The 14,298-nt window shown below is 67.0% G+C and carries 12 protein-coding genes and 3 pseudogenes; 9 read left to right on the top strand and 6 right to left on the bottom strand.

The features are described from left to right. Positions 1-391: 391 nt before the first annotated feature. The 7 genes and pseudogenes from H7I57_RS16450 to H7I57_RS16475 all read left to right on the top strand — a co-directional run. Positions 392-1,747: pseudogene (locus H7I57_RS16450) on the top strand (MBL fold metallo-hydrolase); the annotation flags it as partial. A 4-nt stretch (positions 1,748-1,751) separates the two neighbouring features. Then, positions 1,752-1,871: pseudogene (locus H7I57_RS33980) on the top strand (rhodanese-like domain-containing protein); the annotation flags it as partial. A gap of 40 nt (positions 1,872-1,911) precedes the next feature. After that, entirely contained in the window at positions 1,912-2,289 is a 378-nt protein-coding gene (trxA, locus tag H7I57_RS16455; RefSeq protein ID WP_264024699.1) for a thioredoxin, read from the top strand. Positions 2,290-2,580: 291 nt separating this feature from the next. Continuing rightward, positions 2,581-3,249 (top strand): universal stress protein, encoded by a 669-nt coding sequence (locus H7I57_RS16460; RefSeq protein WP_264024700.1) that lies wholly within the window; start codon positions 2,581-2,583, stop codon positions 3,247-3,249. Then, positions 3,249-5,957, top strand: a complete 2,709-nt coding sequence (locus H7I57_RS16465; protein WP_264024701.1) for a cation-transporting P-type ATPase — start codon at positions 3,249-3,251, stop codon at positions 5,955-5,957. The genes H7I57_RS16460 and H7I57_RS16465 overlap by 1 nt, the downstream gene beginning before the upstream one ends. 11 nt (positions 5,958-5,968) lie before the next feature. Further along, positions 5,969-7,627 (top strand): cation:proton antiporter, encoded by a 1,659-nt coding sequence (locus H7I57_RS16470; RefSeq protein WP_264024702.1) that lies wholly within the window; start codon positions 5,969-5,971, stop codon positions 7,625-7,627. Further along, positions 7,624-8,898: a hemolysin family protein gene (locus H7I57_RS16475; RefSeq protein ID WP_264024703.1), complete on the top strand. Its 1,275-nt coding sequence runs from the start codon at positions 7,624-7,626 to the stop codon at positions 8,896-8,898. Before H7I57_RS16470 ends, H7I57_RS16475 begins: the two co-directional genes overlap by 4 nt. 12 nt (positions 8,899-8,910) lie before the next feature. On the opposite strand, the gene H7I57_RS16480 is transcribed toward H7I57_RS16475, so the two are convergent. The 5 genes and pseudogenes from H7I57_RS16480 to H7I57_RS16500 form a co-directional block, all read right to left on the bottom strand. Beyond that, positions 8,911-9,783: a potassium channel family protein gene (locus H7I57_RS16480; RefSeq protein WP_264024706.1), complete on the bottom strand. Its 873-nt coding sequence runs from the start codon at positions 9,781-9,783 to the stop codon at positions 8,911-8,913. Between the two features lie 148 nt (positions 9,784-9,931). Then, positions 9,932-10,213 carry a thiocyanate hydrolase gene (locus H7I57_RS16485; RefSeq protein ID WP_264024727.1) on the bottom strand — a complete coding sequence of 94 codons (282 nt, stop codon included), beginning with the start codon at positions 10,211-10,213 and terminating at the stop codon, positions 9,932-9,934. A 68-nt stretch (positions 10,214-10,281) separates the two neighbouring features. Then, positions 10,282-10,998, bottom strand: coding sequence for a thiocyanate hydrolase subunit gamma (gene scnC, locus H7I57_RS16490; protein ID WP_264024707.1), 717 nt, complete (start codon positions 10,996-10,998; stop codon positions 10,282-10,284). Positions 10,999-11,008: 10 nt separating this feature from the next. Continuing rightward, the gene (locus tag H7I57_RS16495) at positions 11,009-11,845 is read right to left on the bottom strand and encodes an SH3-like domain-containing protein (RefSeq protein ID WP_264024708.1); all 837 of its coding nucleotides are present in this window, start codon (positions 11,843-11,845) and stop codon (positions 11,009-11,011) included. Between the two features lie 100 nt (positions 11,846-11,945). Further along, positions 11,946-12,206: pseudogene (locus tag H7I57_RS16500) on the bottom strand (nitroreductase family deazaflavin-dependent oxidoreductase); the annotation flags it as partial. 43 nt (positions 12,207-12,249) lie between these two features. On the opposite strand from H7I57_RS16500, the gene H7I57_RS16505 reads away from it, so the two are divergent. Together H7I57_RS16505 and H7I57_RS16510 are read left to right on the top strand one after the other, a co-directional pair. Then, positions 12,250-12,693: an SRPBCC family protein gene (locus H7I57_RS16505; RefSeq protein WP_264024710.1), complete on the top strand. Its 444-nt coding sequence runs from the start codon at positions 12,250-12,252 to the stop codon at positions 12,691-12,693. A gap of 51 nt (positions 12,694-12,744) precedes the next feature. After that, positions 12,745-13,320 (top strand): TetR/AcrR family transcriptional regulator, encoded by a 576-nt coding sequence (locus H7I57_RS16510; RefSeq protein ID WP_264024711.1) that lies wholly within the window; start codon positions 12,745-12,747, stop codon positions 13,318-13,320. On the opposite strand, the gene H7I57_RS16515 is transcribed toward H7I57_RS16510, so the two are convergent. Then, positions 13,267-14,277 (bottom strand): NAD-dependent epimerase/dehydratase family protein, encoded by a 1,011-nt coding sequence (locus H7I57_RS16515; RefSeq protein WP_264024712.1) that lies wholly within the window; start codon positions 14,275-14,277, stop codon positions 13,267-13,269. The genes H7I57_RS16510 and H7I57_RS16515 overlap by 54 nt on opposite strands. Between the last annotated feature and the right edge of the window lie 21 nt (positions 14,278-14,298).

Genomic DNA, 14,298 nt, shown 5'->3' on the forward strand with positions numbered 1-14,298 from the left:
CCCGGGGTGCGGACGTCGAGAACCCGCGGGGGTGCCGCCGAACCGAGGCGGTCGCGCAGGTCCTGCGAATCGATGGTGACAGGTGCAGTCATGGGAATGTCCTCTCGGGCGGGCACCGGCCTGACAGCCGATACCAAGGGGGTATGTTGATGGCCATCGTACACATACCCCCGGGGGTACGCGCAAGTGCGGAATACCGATACCCCCTAGGGTACTTGACATACCCATAGGGGTATAGGCACAGTAGAAGCCAGAAGGCCTATCCACCGCCCACCGAAAGGACTGCCATCATGATCTTCAATCAGTACTACCTGGATTGCCTGTCCCATGCGTCTTACCTGATCGGTGACGAAACCACCGGCCGCGCAGTTGTTGTCGACCCGCAGCGGGNATGATCTTCAATCAGTACTACCTGGATTGCCTGTCCCATGCGTCTTACCTGATCGGTGACGAAACCACCGGCCGCGCAGTTGTTGTCGACCCGCAGCGGGATGTGGCCGAGTATGTGGCCGACGCCGAAGAGCTGGGTATGAGCATCGAGTTGGTCATCGAGACCCACTTCCACGCCGATTTCCTGTCNGGGCATCTGGAGCTGGCGAAGGCCACCGGCGCGAAGATCGTGTACTCCTCGGTCGCCGAGACCGAGTTCGAGTCGATGGGGGTGGCCGACGGCGAGCGGTATTCGTTGGGGGAGGTGAGNTTGGAGTTCCGCCACACCCCCGGGCACACGCCGGAGTCGTTGAGCATCGTGGTCTACGAACATGCCGGTGACGAGGTNCCNTACGGGGTGTTGACCGGTGANGCGCTGTTCATCGGCGATGTCGGCCGGCCCGACCTGCTGGCCTCGATCGGGTTCACCCGCGAGGAGTTGGCCGACAAGCTCTATGACTCGCTGCACAACAAGTTGATGACGCTGCCCGATGCCACCCGGGTGTATCCCGCCCACGGTGCGGGGTCGGCGTGCGGCAAGAACCTGTCGACCGATCTGTGGTCGACGATGGGNGAGCAGAAGGAAACCAACTACGCGCTGCGCGCCCCGGACAAGGCGACGTTCATGGAGTTGGTCACCGAGGGTCAGCCCCCGGCGCCGGGTTACTTCGTCTACGACGCGATCCTCAACCGTAAGGACCGCGACCTGCTCGATGAGACCAAGNTGCCGGCGGCGATGACCTACGAGCAGGTCGGTGACGCGCTGGCCGCGGGTGCGGTGCTGGTCGACGGGCGNAGCCCGGAGGAGTTCGCGACCGGTCATCTGCGCCAGGCGATCAACATCGGGTTGGAGGGCCGTTACGCGGAGTTCGCCGGGTCGGTGTTGCCCGCCGATGTCGACGTGGTGTTGTTCACCGAGCCGGGTCAGGAGATGGAAGGCAAGAACCGGCTGGCCCGGATCGGTTTCGACCGGGTGATCGGTTACCTGGACCGGCCGTTCGAGACGATGTTCGCCCACCCCGACGACGTGGCGGTGGCGTCGCGGCTGACNGCCAAGGCGTTCGACGAGCGCGCCGCGGAGCTNGCCGATCTGCAGATCGTCGATGTCCGCAACCCCGGTGAGGTCGCCGCGGGTGCCATCCCGAACGCGGTCGCGATCCCGGTGGGTCAGCTGCCGAGCCGGCTTGGCGAGCTCGACCCCGCCAAGCCGACCGTCGTGTACTGCGCCGGCGGCTACCGGTCCTCGGTCGCGGCCAGCCTGCTGCGCCACCACGGCTTCGCCGACGTCAGCGACATCCTCGGCGGCTACGGCGCCTGGGANCTGCGCCGGCGGCTACCGGTCCTCGGTCGCGGCCAGCCTGCTGCGCCACCACGGCTTCGCCGACGTCAGCGACATCCTCGGCGGCTACGGCGCCTGGGACGAAGCAGTCCAGAACGCCTGACCCACCAGAGCACCTGAACGAACCAAGGAAGGACACCGAAATGGCCACCAAGAATCTGACCTACGACAACTTCGAGTCGACCGTCGTCGACAACCCGATCGTGCTCGTGGACTTCTGGGCTTCGTGGTGCGGCCCGTGCCGCGCCTTCGCGCCGGTCTTCGAAAAGTCGGCGGACGCACACCCTGATGTCGTGCACGCCAAGGTCGACACCCAGGCCGAGCGGGACCTGGCCGCCACGCTGGAGATCCGGTCGATCCCGACGGTGATGGCGTTCCGCGACGGGGTGCTGGTGTACAGCCAGGCGGGTGCGCTGCCGAAGGCGGCGCTCGAGGATCTGATCACGCGGGTCAAGGCGCTGGACATGGCCGAAGTCCGCGCCAAGATCGCGGCCCGCAAGGCGGCGGCAACGCCGGCGTGAGCTGTTGTCGCGCAGGGGGTTCATCCCGTCGCGGCCACCGCGCCCTCCAGACGCGCTCGGTCGAGGGAGTCGACGGCCGCCAATCCGTTGCATGAGCCGGGACGACACTCGCGATGAGTCGGCATCGGATCCCGTGAGCGATGCCTCACCCTACGGTCGGAGTCGGGTCGCCGCGAGTGGGTCCTCGGCTTCTGCCCGCGCGGGCGCGCCGGGTGGGAAGGGCCCAAAGTCCCCATGGGCCTGGTCCGACCACCCTGCCGTGGCGGCCGTCCGGCTGGAACAATTCGTGCAGTGACCACAACAATCGTCGTCGTACTGATCATCGGGTGGATTGTCATAGGACTGGTGGCCGGGTTGTGGATGGCGCGCCACGGACACGATCCGATGTGGACTCTGATCGCCGTGGTGCTGGGACCGCTGTTTGTGCCGATCGCCCTGGAACGCGTACAGCGCCGCCCCGGTTTGGCTGCGTTCGGGTCGAGCGGGGCACCGCCGCAGCGACCGGCGACTGCAGGATTGCGGGTGTTGGTCGGTGTCGACGGATCGGCCGAATCCGAGCGCGGACTGGCCGCGGCCCGTCGCCTGTTCGGGCCCTACTGCGCACTGCTGGTCCTCGCCGAGGTCGTCCACTTCGAAGCGGCCGAAGCTGTCACCAGCAACGACGTCGACGCCGCCTCGCGGCGCCTGGCCGAGTTGGCGAGCCGTGCCGACATCGCGGGTGTGGTCCATACTGAGGTTCTCGCCGGGCCCCCCGGCCCCACGCTTCGCGGATTCGCTGAGGAGCAGGACATGGACCTGCTGGTGGTCGGCCGCCGCGGCCGGGGCCTGTCCACCCGACTGCTCGGCAGCGTTTCGGCCGACATCATCGAGCATTCCCGAGTGCCGGTGCTCGTCATCGAACCGGGCGACAACCGCTCGGGTGAACGGACCGCTGTCGCCGACGACACCGCGCAACGTTGATGGCTTCGCCAGCATCTATCGGGGCGAACGCGCATCACGGACTACCCGATCACGAAGTGGTCCTGCTGCTTGAGACCGATCCGCATCGCGGACTCACCAGCGAAGAGGCGACCGAGCGGTCGCGCCGTTTCGGACTCAACGTTCTCCCCGAGCCGCCGAGCGCGGGACTTTTGGTGCGCATCCTGCGGCAGTTACACCACCCGCTCATCTATGTCCTGTTGGTCGCAGGTGTCGTCACCGCTTTGCTGTCCGAGTACGTCGACTCCGCGGTGATCTTCGGCGTCGTGGTCGTCAATGCCCTCGTCGGCTTCATCCAGGAATCCAAGGCCGAGTCGGCGTTGCAGAGCCTGCGCGCGATGGTCCGCACAGACGCCAAGGTGATCCGGGGAGGCCGCGAACATGTGATCGCGTCCGAAGAACTCGTGCCGGGCGATCTGGTACTGGTCGAGGCCGGCGACAAAGTGCCCGCGGACATCCGGTTGCTCCGGCAGGCAGAACTACGCGTCGACGAATCGGCGCTGACCGGCGAATCGGAAGCCGTCGCGAAGAACGAAGTCGTGCTTCCCGACGCGACTCCGGTCGCCGATCGATGCAACATGGCACACTCGGGAACCTTGGTGACCGCAGGCTCCGGTACCGGGATCGTGGTGGCCACGGGAGCGGAAACCGAGATCGGCGAGATTCACCGACTCGTCGGCGCCGCAACGACTTTGGCGACACCGTTGACCGCGCAGTTGGCCCGGTTCAGCAAAATCCTCACCGTGGCAATCCTGGCCCTGGCCGCCTTGACCTTCGCCATCGGGCTGTTACGCAGGCAGGACGCTGTGGAGACCTTCACCGCAGCCGTGGCACTCGCGGTCGGCGCGATTCCGGAGGGGCTTCCGGCCGCCGTGACGATCACTCTCGCCATCGGAGTCGCGCGGATGGCCAAGCGGAGGGCGGTCATTCGCAGGCTTCCCGCCGTGGAAACACTCGGGAGCACGACCGTCATCTGCACCGACAAGACGGGCACCCTGACCGAGAACCAGATGACGGTGCGGGAGGTCTGGACTCCCGACGAGTCGGTGGAGGCGACCGGCGGGGGATATGCGGCCAACGGTGCCCTGCTGTCGCGAGACGGAACACCCGTGGCGATCGACGAGAATGCGGCACTGCTGTGGACGCTGCTCGGCGGCGCGGCATGCAACGATGCAGTCCTGATACCTGCAGGTGAGCGGTGGGACATCGCCGGTGACCCCACCGAGGCGGCGATGCTGGTCGTCGCAGCCAAGGCCGGTCTCACACCAGAACGCCTCGCCGCCAGTCTTTCTCGTGTCGCGGCCATCCCGTTCAGTTCGGACCGCCAGTACATGGCCACCCTGCACAGATCCGGTACGGACGGCAATATCGTGCTGGTCAAGGGGGCTGTGGAGCGGATGCTCGAGTTGTGCGGCACCCAGATGCGTGCCGACGGCTCGCTGCAGCCCATCGATCGTCCGGTCGTGCTGCGGGCGGTCGATCAGCTGACCGCCAGGGGTCTGCGGGTGCTGGCGACCGGCGTGCGCACCTCGGTGGACCCCGCCGACTTCACCGAAGAAGCGCTTCCCGGCGCCATGACGTTGACCGGTCTGCAAGCCATGCTCGACCCGCCCCGCGCTGCGGCCGCATCAGCGGTGACCGCCTGTCATTCCGCGGGAATCGCGGTGAAGATGATCACCGGCGACCATGCCGGCACGGCGAGCGCAATCGCCGGCGCCGTAGGGGTTCTGGACGACGGAAAGTCCCGCGACGGACTTGTCTTGACCGGCGCGGAGCTGGCTGATCTGCCGCAAGACGACTGGCCCGACGCGGTCGAGCGGGCGAGCGTATTCGCCAGGGTGTCACCGGAGCAGAAGCTGCGGCTGGTCGAGGCGTTGCAGGACAGGGGCCATGTCGTCGCGATGACCGGCGACGGCGTCAACGACGCGCCCGCGTTGAGGCAGGCGAGCATCGGGGTCGCCATGGGCCGCAGCGGCACCGAGGTCGCCAAGGATGCGGCCGACATGGTCCTGACCGACGACGACTTCGCGACCATCGAAGCCGCAGTGGAGGAAGGCCGCGGCGTCTACGACAATCTCACGAAGTTCATCACGTGGACCTTGCCCACGAATATCGGCGAGGGCCTGGTGATCCTGGTGGCGATCGCGTTGGGCGCCGCGCTGCCGATCCTGCCGACGCAGATCCTCTGGATCAACATGACCACCGCCGTCGCGCTGGGACTCATGCTGGCCTTCGAGCCGAAGGAGGACGGCATCATGGCCCGCCCGCCACGGGATCCGGGTCAGCCGCTGCTCACTCGAGCCCTGGTGGGCCGCATCCTGTTGGTATCGGGTCTTCTCGTCGCCGGTTCATGGTGGATGTTCGAATGGGAACTGGCCAGTGGCGCCACGTTGCCCGAGGCGCGCACCGCGGCGTTGAACCTCTTCGTCGTGGTCGAGGCGTTCTACCTGTTCAGCTGTCGATCGCTGACCCGGTCTGCGTGGCGCATCGGTCTGTTCACCAACCGCTGGCTCATCGTGGGTGTGGCGACGCAGGCTGTCGCCCAGCTCGCCATCACCTACCTTCCGGTCATGAACACGGTGTTCCAGACGGCGCCGCTGGATGCCGGCGGCTGGCTGCGCATCTTCGGAAGCGCCATTCTGGTGAGCCTGGCAGTGGCGGTGGAGAAGCGGCTACGGGCGCGGAAATAGACTCTGCGCACATGGACTTGCATCCGTTCCCCACCCTCGCGACCGTCCTGGCGATCGCCACCCTCGCCGGATTGATCGCCACCAGGCTGCGCCAACCGCTCATCGTCGCGTTCATCGTGGTGGGTATCGCGGTCGGTCCCGTGGGCACCGGATGGGTGTCGGCCGACAGCACGATCGAACTGCTGGCCGAGTTCGGCATCTCGCTCCTGTTGTTCCTCGTCGGACTTCGCCTCGATCTGCAGATGATCCGCAGCACCGGGCCGGTGGCGATGGTCACCGGGCTCGGTCAGGTGGTGTTGACCTCGGCGATCGGTTACCTCGCCGCGATCGCGTTCGGTATGGACAGCCTGACCGCGGTCTACATCGCGATGGCCCTGACGTTCTCGTCGACGATCATCATCGTGAAGTTGTTGTCGGACAAGCGCGAACTCGACCACCTCCACGGCCGCATCGCGGTCGGCCTCCTCATCGTCCAGGACCTGGTCGTGGTGGTCGTGATGATCGTGCTCACCGCCTTCGGGCAGGACACCGGCGGAAATCTCGGCGGCGGTGTCGCGGCCGTGCTGCTCAAAGGCGCAGGATTGCTCGGCGGGATGTGGCTCCTGACGCGGTACGTGGCGCCGTGGCTGCTGCCGCACATCGCACGGTCGCAGGATCTGCTGGTGCTCTTCGGTGTCTCCTACGCGGCGTCGGTGGCGGCGTTGAGCGAGTGGCTCGGTTTCAGCTCGGAAGTGGGCGCATTCCTTGCCGGGGTCAGCCTGGCGAGCACGCCGTTTCGTGATGCGCTGGGCGCACGACTGGCGAGCCTGCGCGACTTCCTGCTGCTGTTCTTCTTCCTCGGACTGGGCGCTCAGCTCGAATTCATCGGCGCCGCAGAACAAATCGTCGAGGCACTGGTGTTCTCCGCGTTGGTGCTGATCGGAAAGCCGCTGATCATCATCGCGATCATGTCGATGATGCGCTACCCGCTGCGGGTGAGCGTCAGTGCGGGGCTGCCAATGGGCCAGATATCGGAGTTCTCGTGGATTCTGGCGGCCCTCGGTTTGAGTCTGGGCCATATCACCAACGCCACCGTCAGCCTCATCACCGTGGTCGGCCTCATCACGATCGCGGCCTCGACGTACATGATCACCTATTCGCAGCAGATCTACGAGCGGGCGAAGCGCTGGTTGGCGGCGCTCGAGAGACACCCCCGCGAGCCCGAATCCCATGTCGCCGAGGACTACGACGTCATCCTCTACGGGCTCGGCCGATTCGGCGGCCACCTGGCCGATCGACTCAGCAGTGCCGGGCATGGGGTCCTCGCGGTGGATTTCGATCCTTACCAGGTGAAGACGCATTCCGGCGGGGGCGTCACCGCGATGTTCGGCAGCGCCGAGGACCTCCATCTACTGGAGGCGCTGCCGTTGGAGCGGGCCCGGTACGTCGTGAGCGCCATTCCGGTACTCCAGACGAATCTGGCGCTCCTCCACGGCCTTCGTCACCACAACTACCGGGGCACCATCGCGTTGACCGCACACACCCGTCACGACGCCGCGCAACTGCGCGCCGCCGGGGTGCACACGGTGCTCGAGCCGTTCTCCGCGGCGGCCCATTCGACGTCCAACACGCTGCACGACTTGCTCACCGGGGATGTCGACTCGCCAGAGGATGACGAGAAGACCGAATGACCGGCTATTGGCCCGATCTCGCGTTGGTGGCCGCGCTCGTCGTGGTCAACGGCCTGCTGGCCGGCAGTGAGGCCGCATACATCTCGCTTCGGGAGGGCCAACTGCACGAGTTCGAACGACGCGGGACCCGCCGGGGACGCGTCGTCGTGCGCTTGGCGCGAGAGCCGAACCGGTTCCTCGCGACGATTCAACTGGGCATCACGCTTGCCGGGTTCCTCGCGTCGGCGACCGCGGCGGTCACTCTGGCCGAGCCGTTGGTCGCTCACCTGTCCTTTCTCGGTGACGCCGCTGAGATCGTGGGTATCGCGCTCGTCACGCTGCTGGTGGCGATCTTCACGTTGGTAGTCGGTGAGCTCGCCCCCAAGAGGTTGGCGATGCAGTACGCCCGTCGCTGGGCCGTGGTGGTGGCCACACCGCTGGAAGTGTTGTCGGTCGTCGCGAGGCCCGTCGTGTGGTTCTTGGGGAAGGCCACCGACGTGGTCGTGCGGTTGTTGGGGGGCGATCCGAGTGCGGGTAGGGAGGAGTTGACGGTCGGGGAACTACGTCACCTGATCACCGGCCACCGAGGCCTTTCGGCAGAGCAGCGGACGATCATCACCGGAGCCCTGGAGATTCACGAGCGCAGGCTCCGTGAGGTGCTCGTGCCCCGACCGGCGGTGCGACGGCTCGACGCGAGTCTGCCTGTGGAGCGGGCGCGGGTCGACCTTGCGGCCTCGGGTCATATCCGGGCGCCGGTGGTGGCTTCGGGTGATCTCGACGACGTGCTCGGCGTGGTCCACCTGCGTGACCTCCTCGGCTCGTCGGGCACCGTGACCGACGTGATGCATCCCGTGCTCAGGTTGCCCGACAGTCTCCGCGTCAGTTCGGCCCTCAACCGGTTCATGGCCGAGCACGAGCACTTCGCGATGGTGATCGATGAGCGGGGCGGCGTTGCCGGGATCGTCACGCTCGAGGACTTGTTGGAGGAGATCGTCGGTGAAATCTACGACGAGGCGGATCGCGACATCTGGTCGGTTCGGACGTTGGCCGACGGAAGCCTGCTTCTGCCGGGGACCTTCCCGATCCACGACATCCCCGACGTGGGTGTCGACCTCGACAGAGTGCCGAAGGGCGCTTACACGACGATCGCCGGGTTGGTGGTGGCGCAGTTGGGCCGCATCCCGACCGTCCCCGGAGATCGCGTCGATCTGCCCGACTGCGCCGTCGAGGTCACCGCGGTGGGCGGGCACGCCGTCACCGAAGTGAAACTCAGCCGACACAGGTCCGGCTGACGCGGCGACGGTTCAGGTGGTGTGTCGGTGGTCGGCGGCATAGGCCTTGATGACGGCCGCGGTATCGCCACCGAGTTGTAGGAACTCTTCGTCGACGAGGCTGGCGAGGCTGTCGACAGCGGCCGAGAGGAGCGCGCCTGCCAGCTGCGTCTGTGGATGCGCGCTCTTGGCGGCCTCATCAGCGAGCTGGGTGGCGTATTGGAGTGATACCGCCAACGAGGCATCCGCTTCGAGGTCGCGGAAGTAGTAGGTCGCACTGTCCTGGTTGAAGTCGTTCCGTACCTCGACTATGGCGGCGGCGATCCCGGTGAGGACTTCCGTGGGCACGCTGTCGATCCCGAGGGTGGGTTGCGCGCGGCGCGCCTCACGCAGAGTCGAGAGTTCCAACGCCACGACGCGTCTGCGGTGCAGGGCGGGATAGATCTGCAGAACCCAGGACACCGCCGCGGTGAGAAGCATGAACCCGAACAGTGCCTCGAGCGGGACGATCACCCGAAGCCACGGGGACGTGGGCACGACGTCGCCGAACCCGAGCGTGCCGATGGTCACCAGCGACACGTAGAGCGAATCGAACACCTGGTGGCGTTCAGCAGGATTCAGTTCTGAGCTGAAGGCGAAACCCTCCGGCATCAACGCGAAATACAGCATCGCCCAACCCAGGACAGCCAGTGCACCCCAGGTCAGCACGACCAGTCCGATGCCCAGCGGGCCGGTCAACGACGCGATCCGGCGATCCGGGCGGAACAGCCGCAGCAGCCACCAGACGAACCGCATCACCTGCGGCGCGATGCTGCCGTGGCCGATCGGATGGAACAGCGTGTGGAACACATCGCGCATCACCACCGCCACGAGCAGGGATCCGGCGACCCCGACTGCCCAGTCCACCAAACGCCTCCTCAAAATGGACCGGCCAGTGGTGTCAGCTGCCGGGTGTACCCATCATCGCCCCTCGGCTGCGGGGGCGACGACCATCTGAGGCCGCCAGCTCAGGTCGCCGCTTCGAAGATCAGGTCGAACGGGGTCTGCGTGGCGGTCAGGCCTCGAGCCTGGCCCGGATGGCGGAGAGCTTCTGCTGCAGCTCCGGTTCGGTGATGAGGCCGCGAGCCATCAGCGAGTGCGCCAGCGAGACGAGTTGGTTCTCGGGGTAGGGGAGATCGGCGTACCGGGTCGCCGAGAGGACGTCCTCCTCGTCGCGGCGCTCCTTGAAGCTTGGCGCCGCGGTGTCGCAGGCAGCCTGGTCAAGGGCGTCGCAGAGGCCGTCGAGACTGGTCTTCCAGGGTGGCAGGGGGTTCTCGACGCCGTACTTCGCCGCCATCCTCGGCCACACCTGATTGCGTTCGACGATCCGCTCGAGTGCCTCGCTGGCCACGTCCCTCTCCGATGTCACTCGCCGGCCGGATGCACCGCGGCCCGGGTGTCGGTGATGACGTTGGTCGTCACCCCGGCCTTCGGCAGCGCCACGCCGATCAGGCAGTCGCGGGTGACGATCTCGGTCAGCTGATCCTCGGTCCAGCCGTCGGTGCCCTCCGGTCGCATCGGCATCACCATGAACCGGTGCTTCTGGTTGGAGTCCTGCACCCGGACCTCCACGTCCTCGGACAGGTACAGACCGAACTCCGCCAGCACCTGCCGCGGCCAACGGACAAGGCGCCGACGGTAATTGGGGGTGCGGTACCACTCCGGTGAGTTGCCGAGGATGGGTCGCGGGTAACACGAGCACAGCGCGCACACGATGACGTTGTGCACCGTCGGCGTGTCCTCGAGGATCTGGAACGCCGTGAAATCACTCGGGGTGCCGAAGCCGGTCGGCTCCAGCCAGTCGACGCCGACCTCTTTGCTTGCGGTCATCGGCTCGGCCAGGGCGAGGCTCTTGAACTCCGGATCCAGCCACGCGCGGGCCACCAGACGGGCTGCGGGGGTGGGGCCGATCTGCTCGGCGAACTCGGTGAAGTGCCGGTGCTCCTCGGCGGTGAAGATGCCCTTCTCGATGCACAACTCGCGAAGCGCGATCTCGAGGACCTCGAAGTCGGTGATCTCGTCGACCATCGGCTTGACGGTGCGGTCGTGGTCGTGGTCGTGGTCGTGGTCGTGGTCTGTCATGTTCCTCTGTTCATCCGGCTCGGAGCCAGTGCTCGGGGATCTCTGTCCGGAGACTGTCTGTGGCCGGGCCGTTGAAGTCGTCCCACAGCTCGGACATGCTGAACCTGACGACGTAGAACCACTCCGGCTTGGCGTCGGGGATGTCCCACGTCTCGTCCTCCGCGGCGGGACTTTCGTAGGCCACCGCGTCGATCTCGCCCCTGGCGCCGCGCACGTACTCAGGGGTGCGGGTGTAGAACAGCACCGGCAACTCCCGCACCACAACGGGATCGCCCACCTTGAACCTCGGCTCTCCGGCCTTACCGGCGTACACCTGCGGATCGCCCTTGCCCACCGCATGGACCACGTGGCTGTTGCGCTTGACCTGTGATCCGTCACCCTGAGACTTCGGGCGCGCCTCCAACGTCTTGCCATCCAGGCCGCCGGCATACCGCTCTTTGACCTCGGCCATCCGCTCGCTCAACTCCGTGAGGCCGATGTGGTGCTTCTCGACCAGGACGCGTGCGACGGACAGCAGCCAGCGGCCGTAATAGGGGAACCCCAGGTAGACCGCGCGTCCGACGTCGACGTTTCCGATGCGCCGGCGCTCCTCCGACAACCAGATGCCGCGCCAGGCAAGGACTTCGCAGATCACATAGGTCATGTGCTCCCAGTACTCATAGTCCTTGTTCTCGTACTTCATCGGGGCGTCCGGCTCACCGCCGACGTCGTGCACCGGCTTCATGTAGGCGACGAAGCGGTCGTGGTCGAGCAGATCGGGAGTCGGTGCGTCAGGGAGTTCGGGGTATGCCGACCGCAGGCGCGCAACGAGATCGAGCTGGGCGGCACGTTCAGCGGCATCACTCATCGACTGGCTTTCGCTCGGATCAGCAAACAAGCTCCCTACCGGCGGTAAAGTACCACCGGCCCGGGAAGTCGGTAGACTACTTCGCCGGAGTCGCGCTGCTTCAGTCGGTTTCGGTGAACGCCAGCACCGGTATCGTCCGGCCCCCGGCGAGGCGCTCGTATTCGGCGTACGGGGGAATGAAGGCCTTCGCAACGTTCCACAGTCGATCCCGCTCCGCTCCCATCACCTCCTGTCCGACGAACGTTCCGGTGTATCCGCCGGCGGAGATGGTGACCCCGGGGTTGGCCAGCACGTTGTAGTACCACGCAGGGTGTCGCGATCCGCCGTAGTTCGACGCGACGACGATCACGCGGCCGGGTTGGCCGAGTCGTTTCGTCGGCCGCCGGCCTGGCTATGGTCACGACATGGCCATTACCGAAGTCCGCGAGGTGCTCATCGAGGCGACGCCCGACGAGGTCATGGCGGTATTGCTCGACATGGAGTCGCTGACCGAGTGGTCGTCGGCGCACCAGGCGATCGAGATCCTCGAAAGGGATGCCGCAGGCCGCCCGAGCAGGGCCCGCCAGGTCGTCAAGATCGTCGGGGTCAGCGACGAGCAGGTGCTCGAGTACACCTTCGAGGACGACGGAGTGAGCTGGACGCTGGTGAGCTCGAATCAGCAGCGCGCCCAGAGCGGCCGCTATACCTTGATGCCGCAGGGGGATTCGTCCACCCTGGTCCGCTTCGAGCTGACCGTCGACCTGCTGATGCCGCTTCCGGGCTTTCTGATCAGGAAGGGCGCCCAGGGGCTGATGGACACCGCCACCAAGGGGCTGCGCAAGCGCACGCTGGAGGTCAGGCCCGCCTAGCACGCGGTGTGCGGGCGTTGCGCTGCGATCGACTGCGGTTCAATTGACGATGTGGAGGGCGACAGGCCGGCGGGACGCCCGCGGGACGCATCGATCGACGAGCGGGTGTTCGCCGCCACCCGCGAACTGCTCATCGAGCGGAGCTGGGACGAGCTGAGCATGCGGCTGATCGCCGCCCATGCCGGCGTCAGCCGGTCGAGCCTCGACCGCCGGTGGGCGTCGAAGGCGGAGCTCGTCCTGCACGCGATCCTCGGTGCGACCCCGGATCTGGTCCCCTTCGCGGGGACCGATCGTGCCGGCTGGGTGGACTGGGTGGCGCGTGGCAGCCGTCAGCTCTTCGCGCGGCCCGAGGTGAAGGCCGCGGTACCCGGGCTGCTGTTGGCGATGGCACAGAACGGCGAGTTGCGCAGCCGGCTGTGGGCGGATTTCAGCGGGCCTGCGGTGGCGCTGTTCATCGACGACCAGTTAGGTGGGTCCGCCGATGCCGACCGTGATGCCCGTGCCGTGCTCGCGATGGCAGCCGGTGCGGCCCTGTTCCTCACGACCATCGCCACCGAGGACGACACCGACGCGCTACACGCCCGGGTGGCCGAGATCCTCGCCGCCGCGGTCACCTCCGGGGAATGACGAGACGATCGCGTCGACAGGGGAGCGCCACGTGATGCCGAGATCCCGCACGGTGGCGGTGTCGTCGGTCGGCGTGGCCGCGGTGAGCAGCAGGGCGGCTTCGTAGGTCAGGCCGTCCCCCATGGGCACGATGCCGCCCAGGACGTCACCGAGCCGGCTCACGCCGCGAAAGACGCTCTGGCTGAGCGGGATCCGCCGGATCCTCCGGCCCATTCCGCGCTCCAGCGCCGAGATCATGCCGTCGAACGCCACCAGCACCCCGCCGCACATGTACCGGCGCGGGCCACGGCCGGGTTTCATGATGGCGGTGTGGACGTCGGCGACGTCGCGGACGTCGATCATCTGCATCCCGCCGCGCAGTCGCGGCGCGACACCGAAGCGCACGATCGGGGCCCAGCCTCGCTCGGTGACGCCGGGTGCGGTGTGGAAGGCGGGACCCACCACGCTCGAGGGGTAGGTGACGACCACCGGTGCGCCCTGTTGTTGTAGCCGCCGGGCAACTCGGTCGGCGTATCCCTTGGTCTTGGCGTAATCGCTGCGGCCGTCCGCGGTGGGGGTGTCGGGGCCGATGACCCCGTTGGGGGGCGGGAACAGCGCGCTGTAGCTGCTGACCGACACCACCGGGTCGAGGCCCTTGGTGACGGCCCGCTCCAACAGTGTTTCCGTGGCGTGCGCGTTGATCTGCCACATCAGCTCGCGGCGGCGGTTGTCGGTGCCCACGACGCCCGCGGCGTGCAGCACCGCATCGCATCCGTCGAGCAGTGCCTCGATCGTCGAGGCGTCCCGGATGTCGCCGGACAGGACGTCGAGGGAGCCCGCTTCGGCCAGCCGGTCCAGCACGGGGGCACCTTCGGCGTCGGGACCGACCAGCAGCCGAACCCGGTGCCCACCCGCGAGCAGGGCCCGCACGGTGTGTGCACCCAGGTAGCCGGTTCCGCCGGTGACGGCGATCAGCATGGCTCCTCCTTCAGTGACCGC

It is taken from the genome of Mycolicibacterium pyrenivorans, from assembly GCF_025821625.1.
GTDB lineage: Bacteria > Actinomycetota > Actinomycetes > Mycobacteriales > Mycobacteriaceae > Mycobacterium > Mycobacterium pyrenivorans.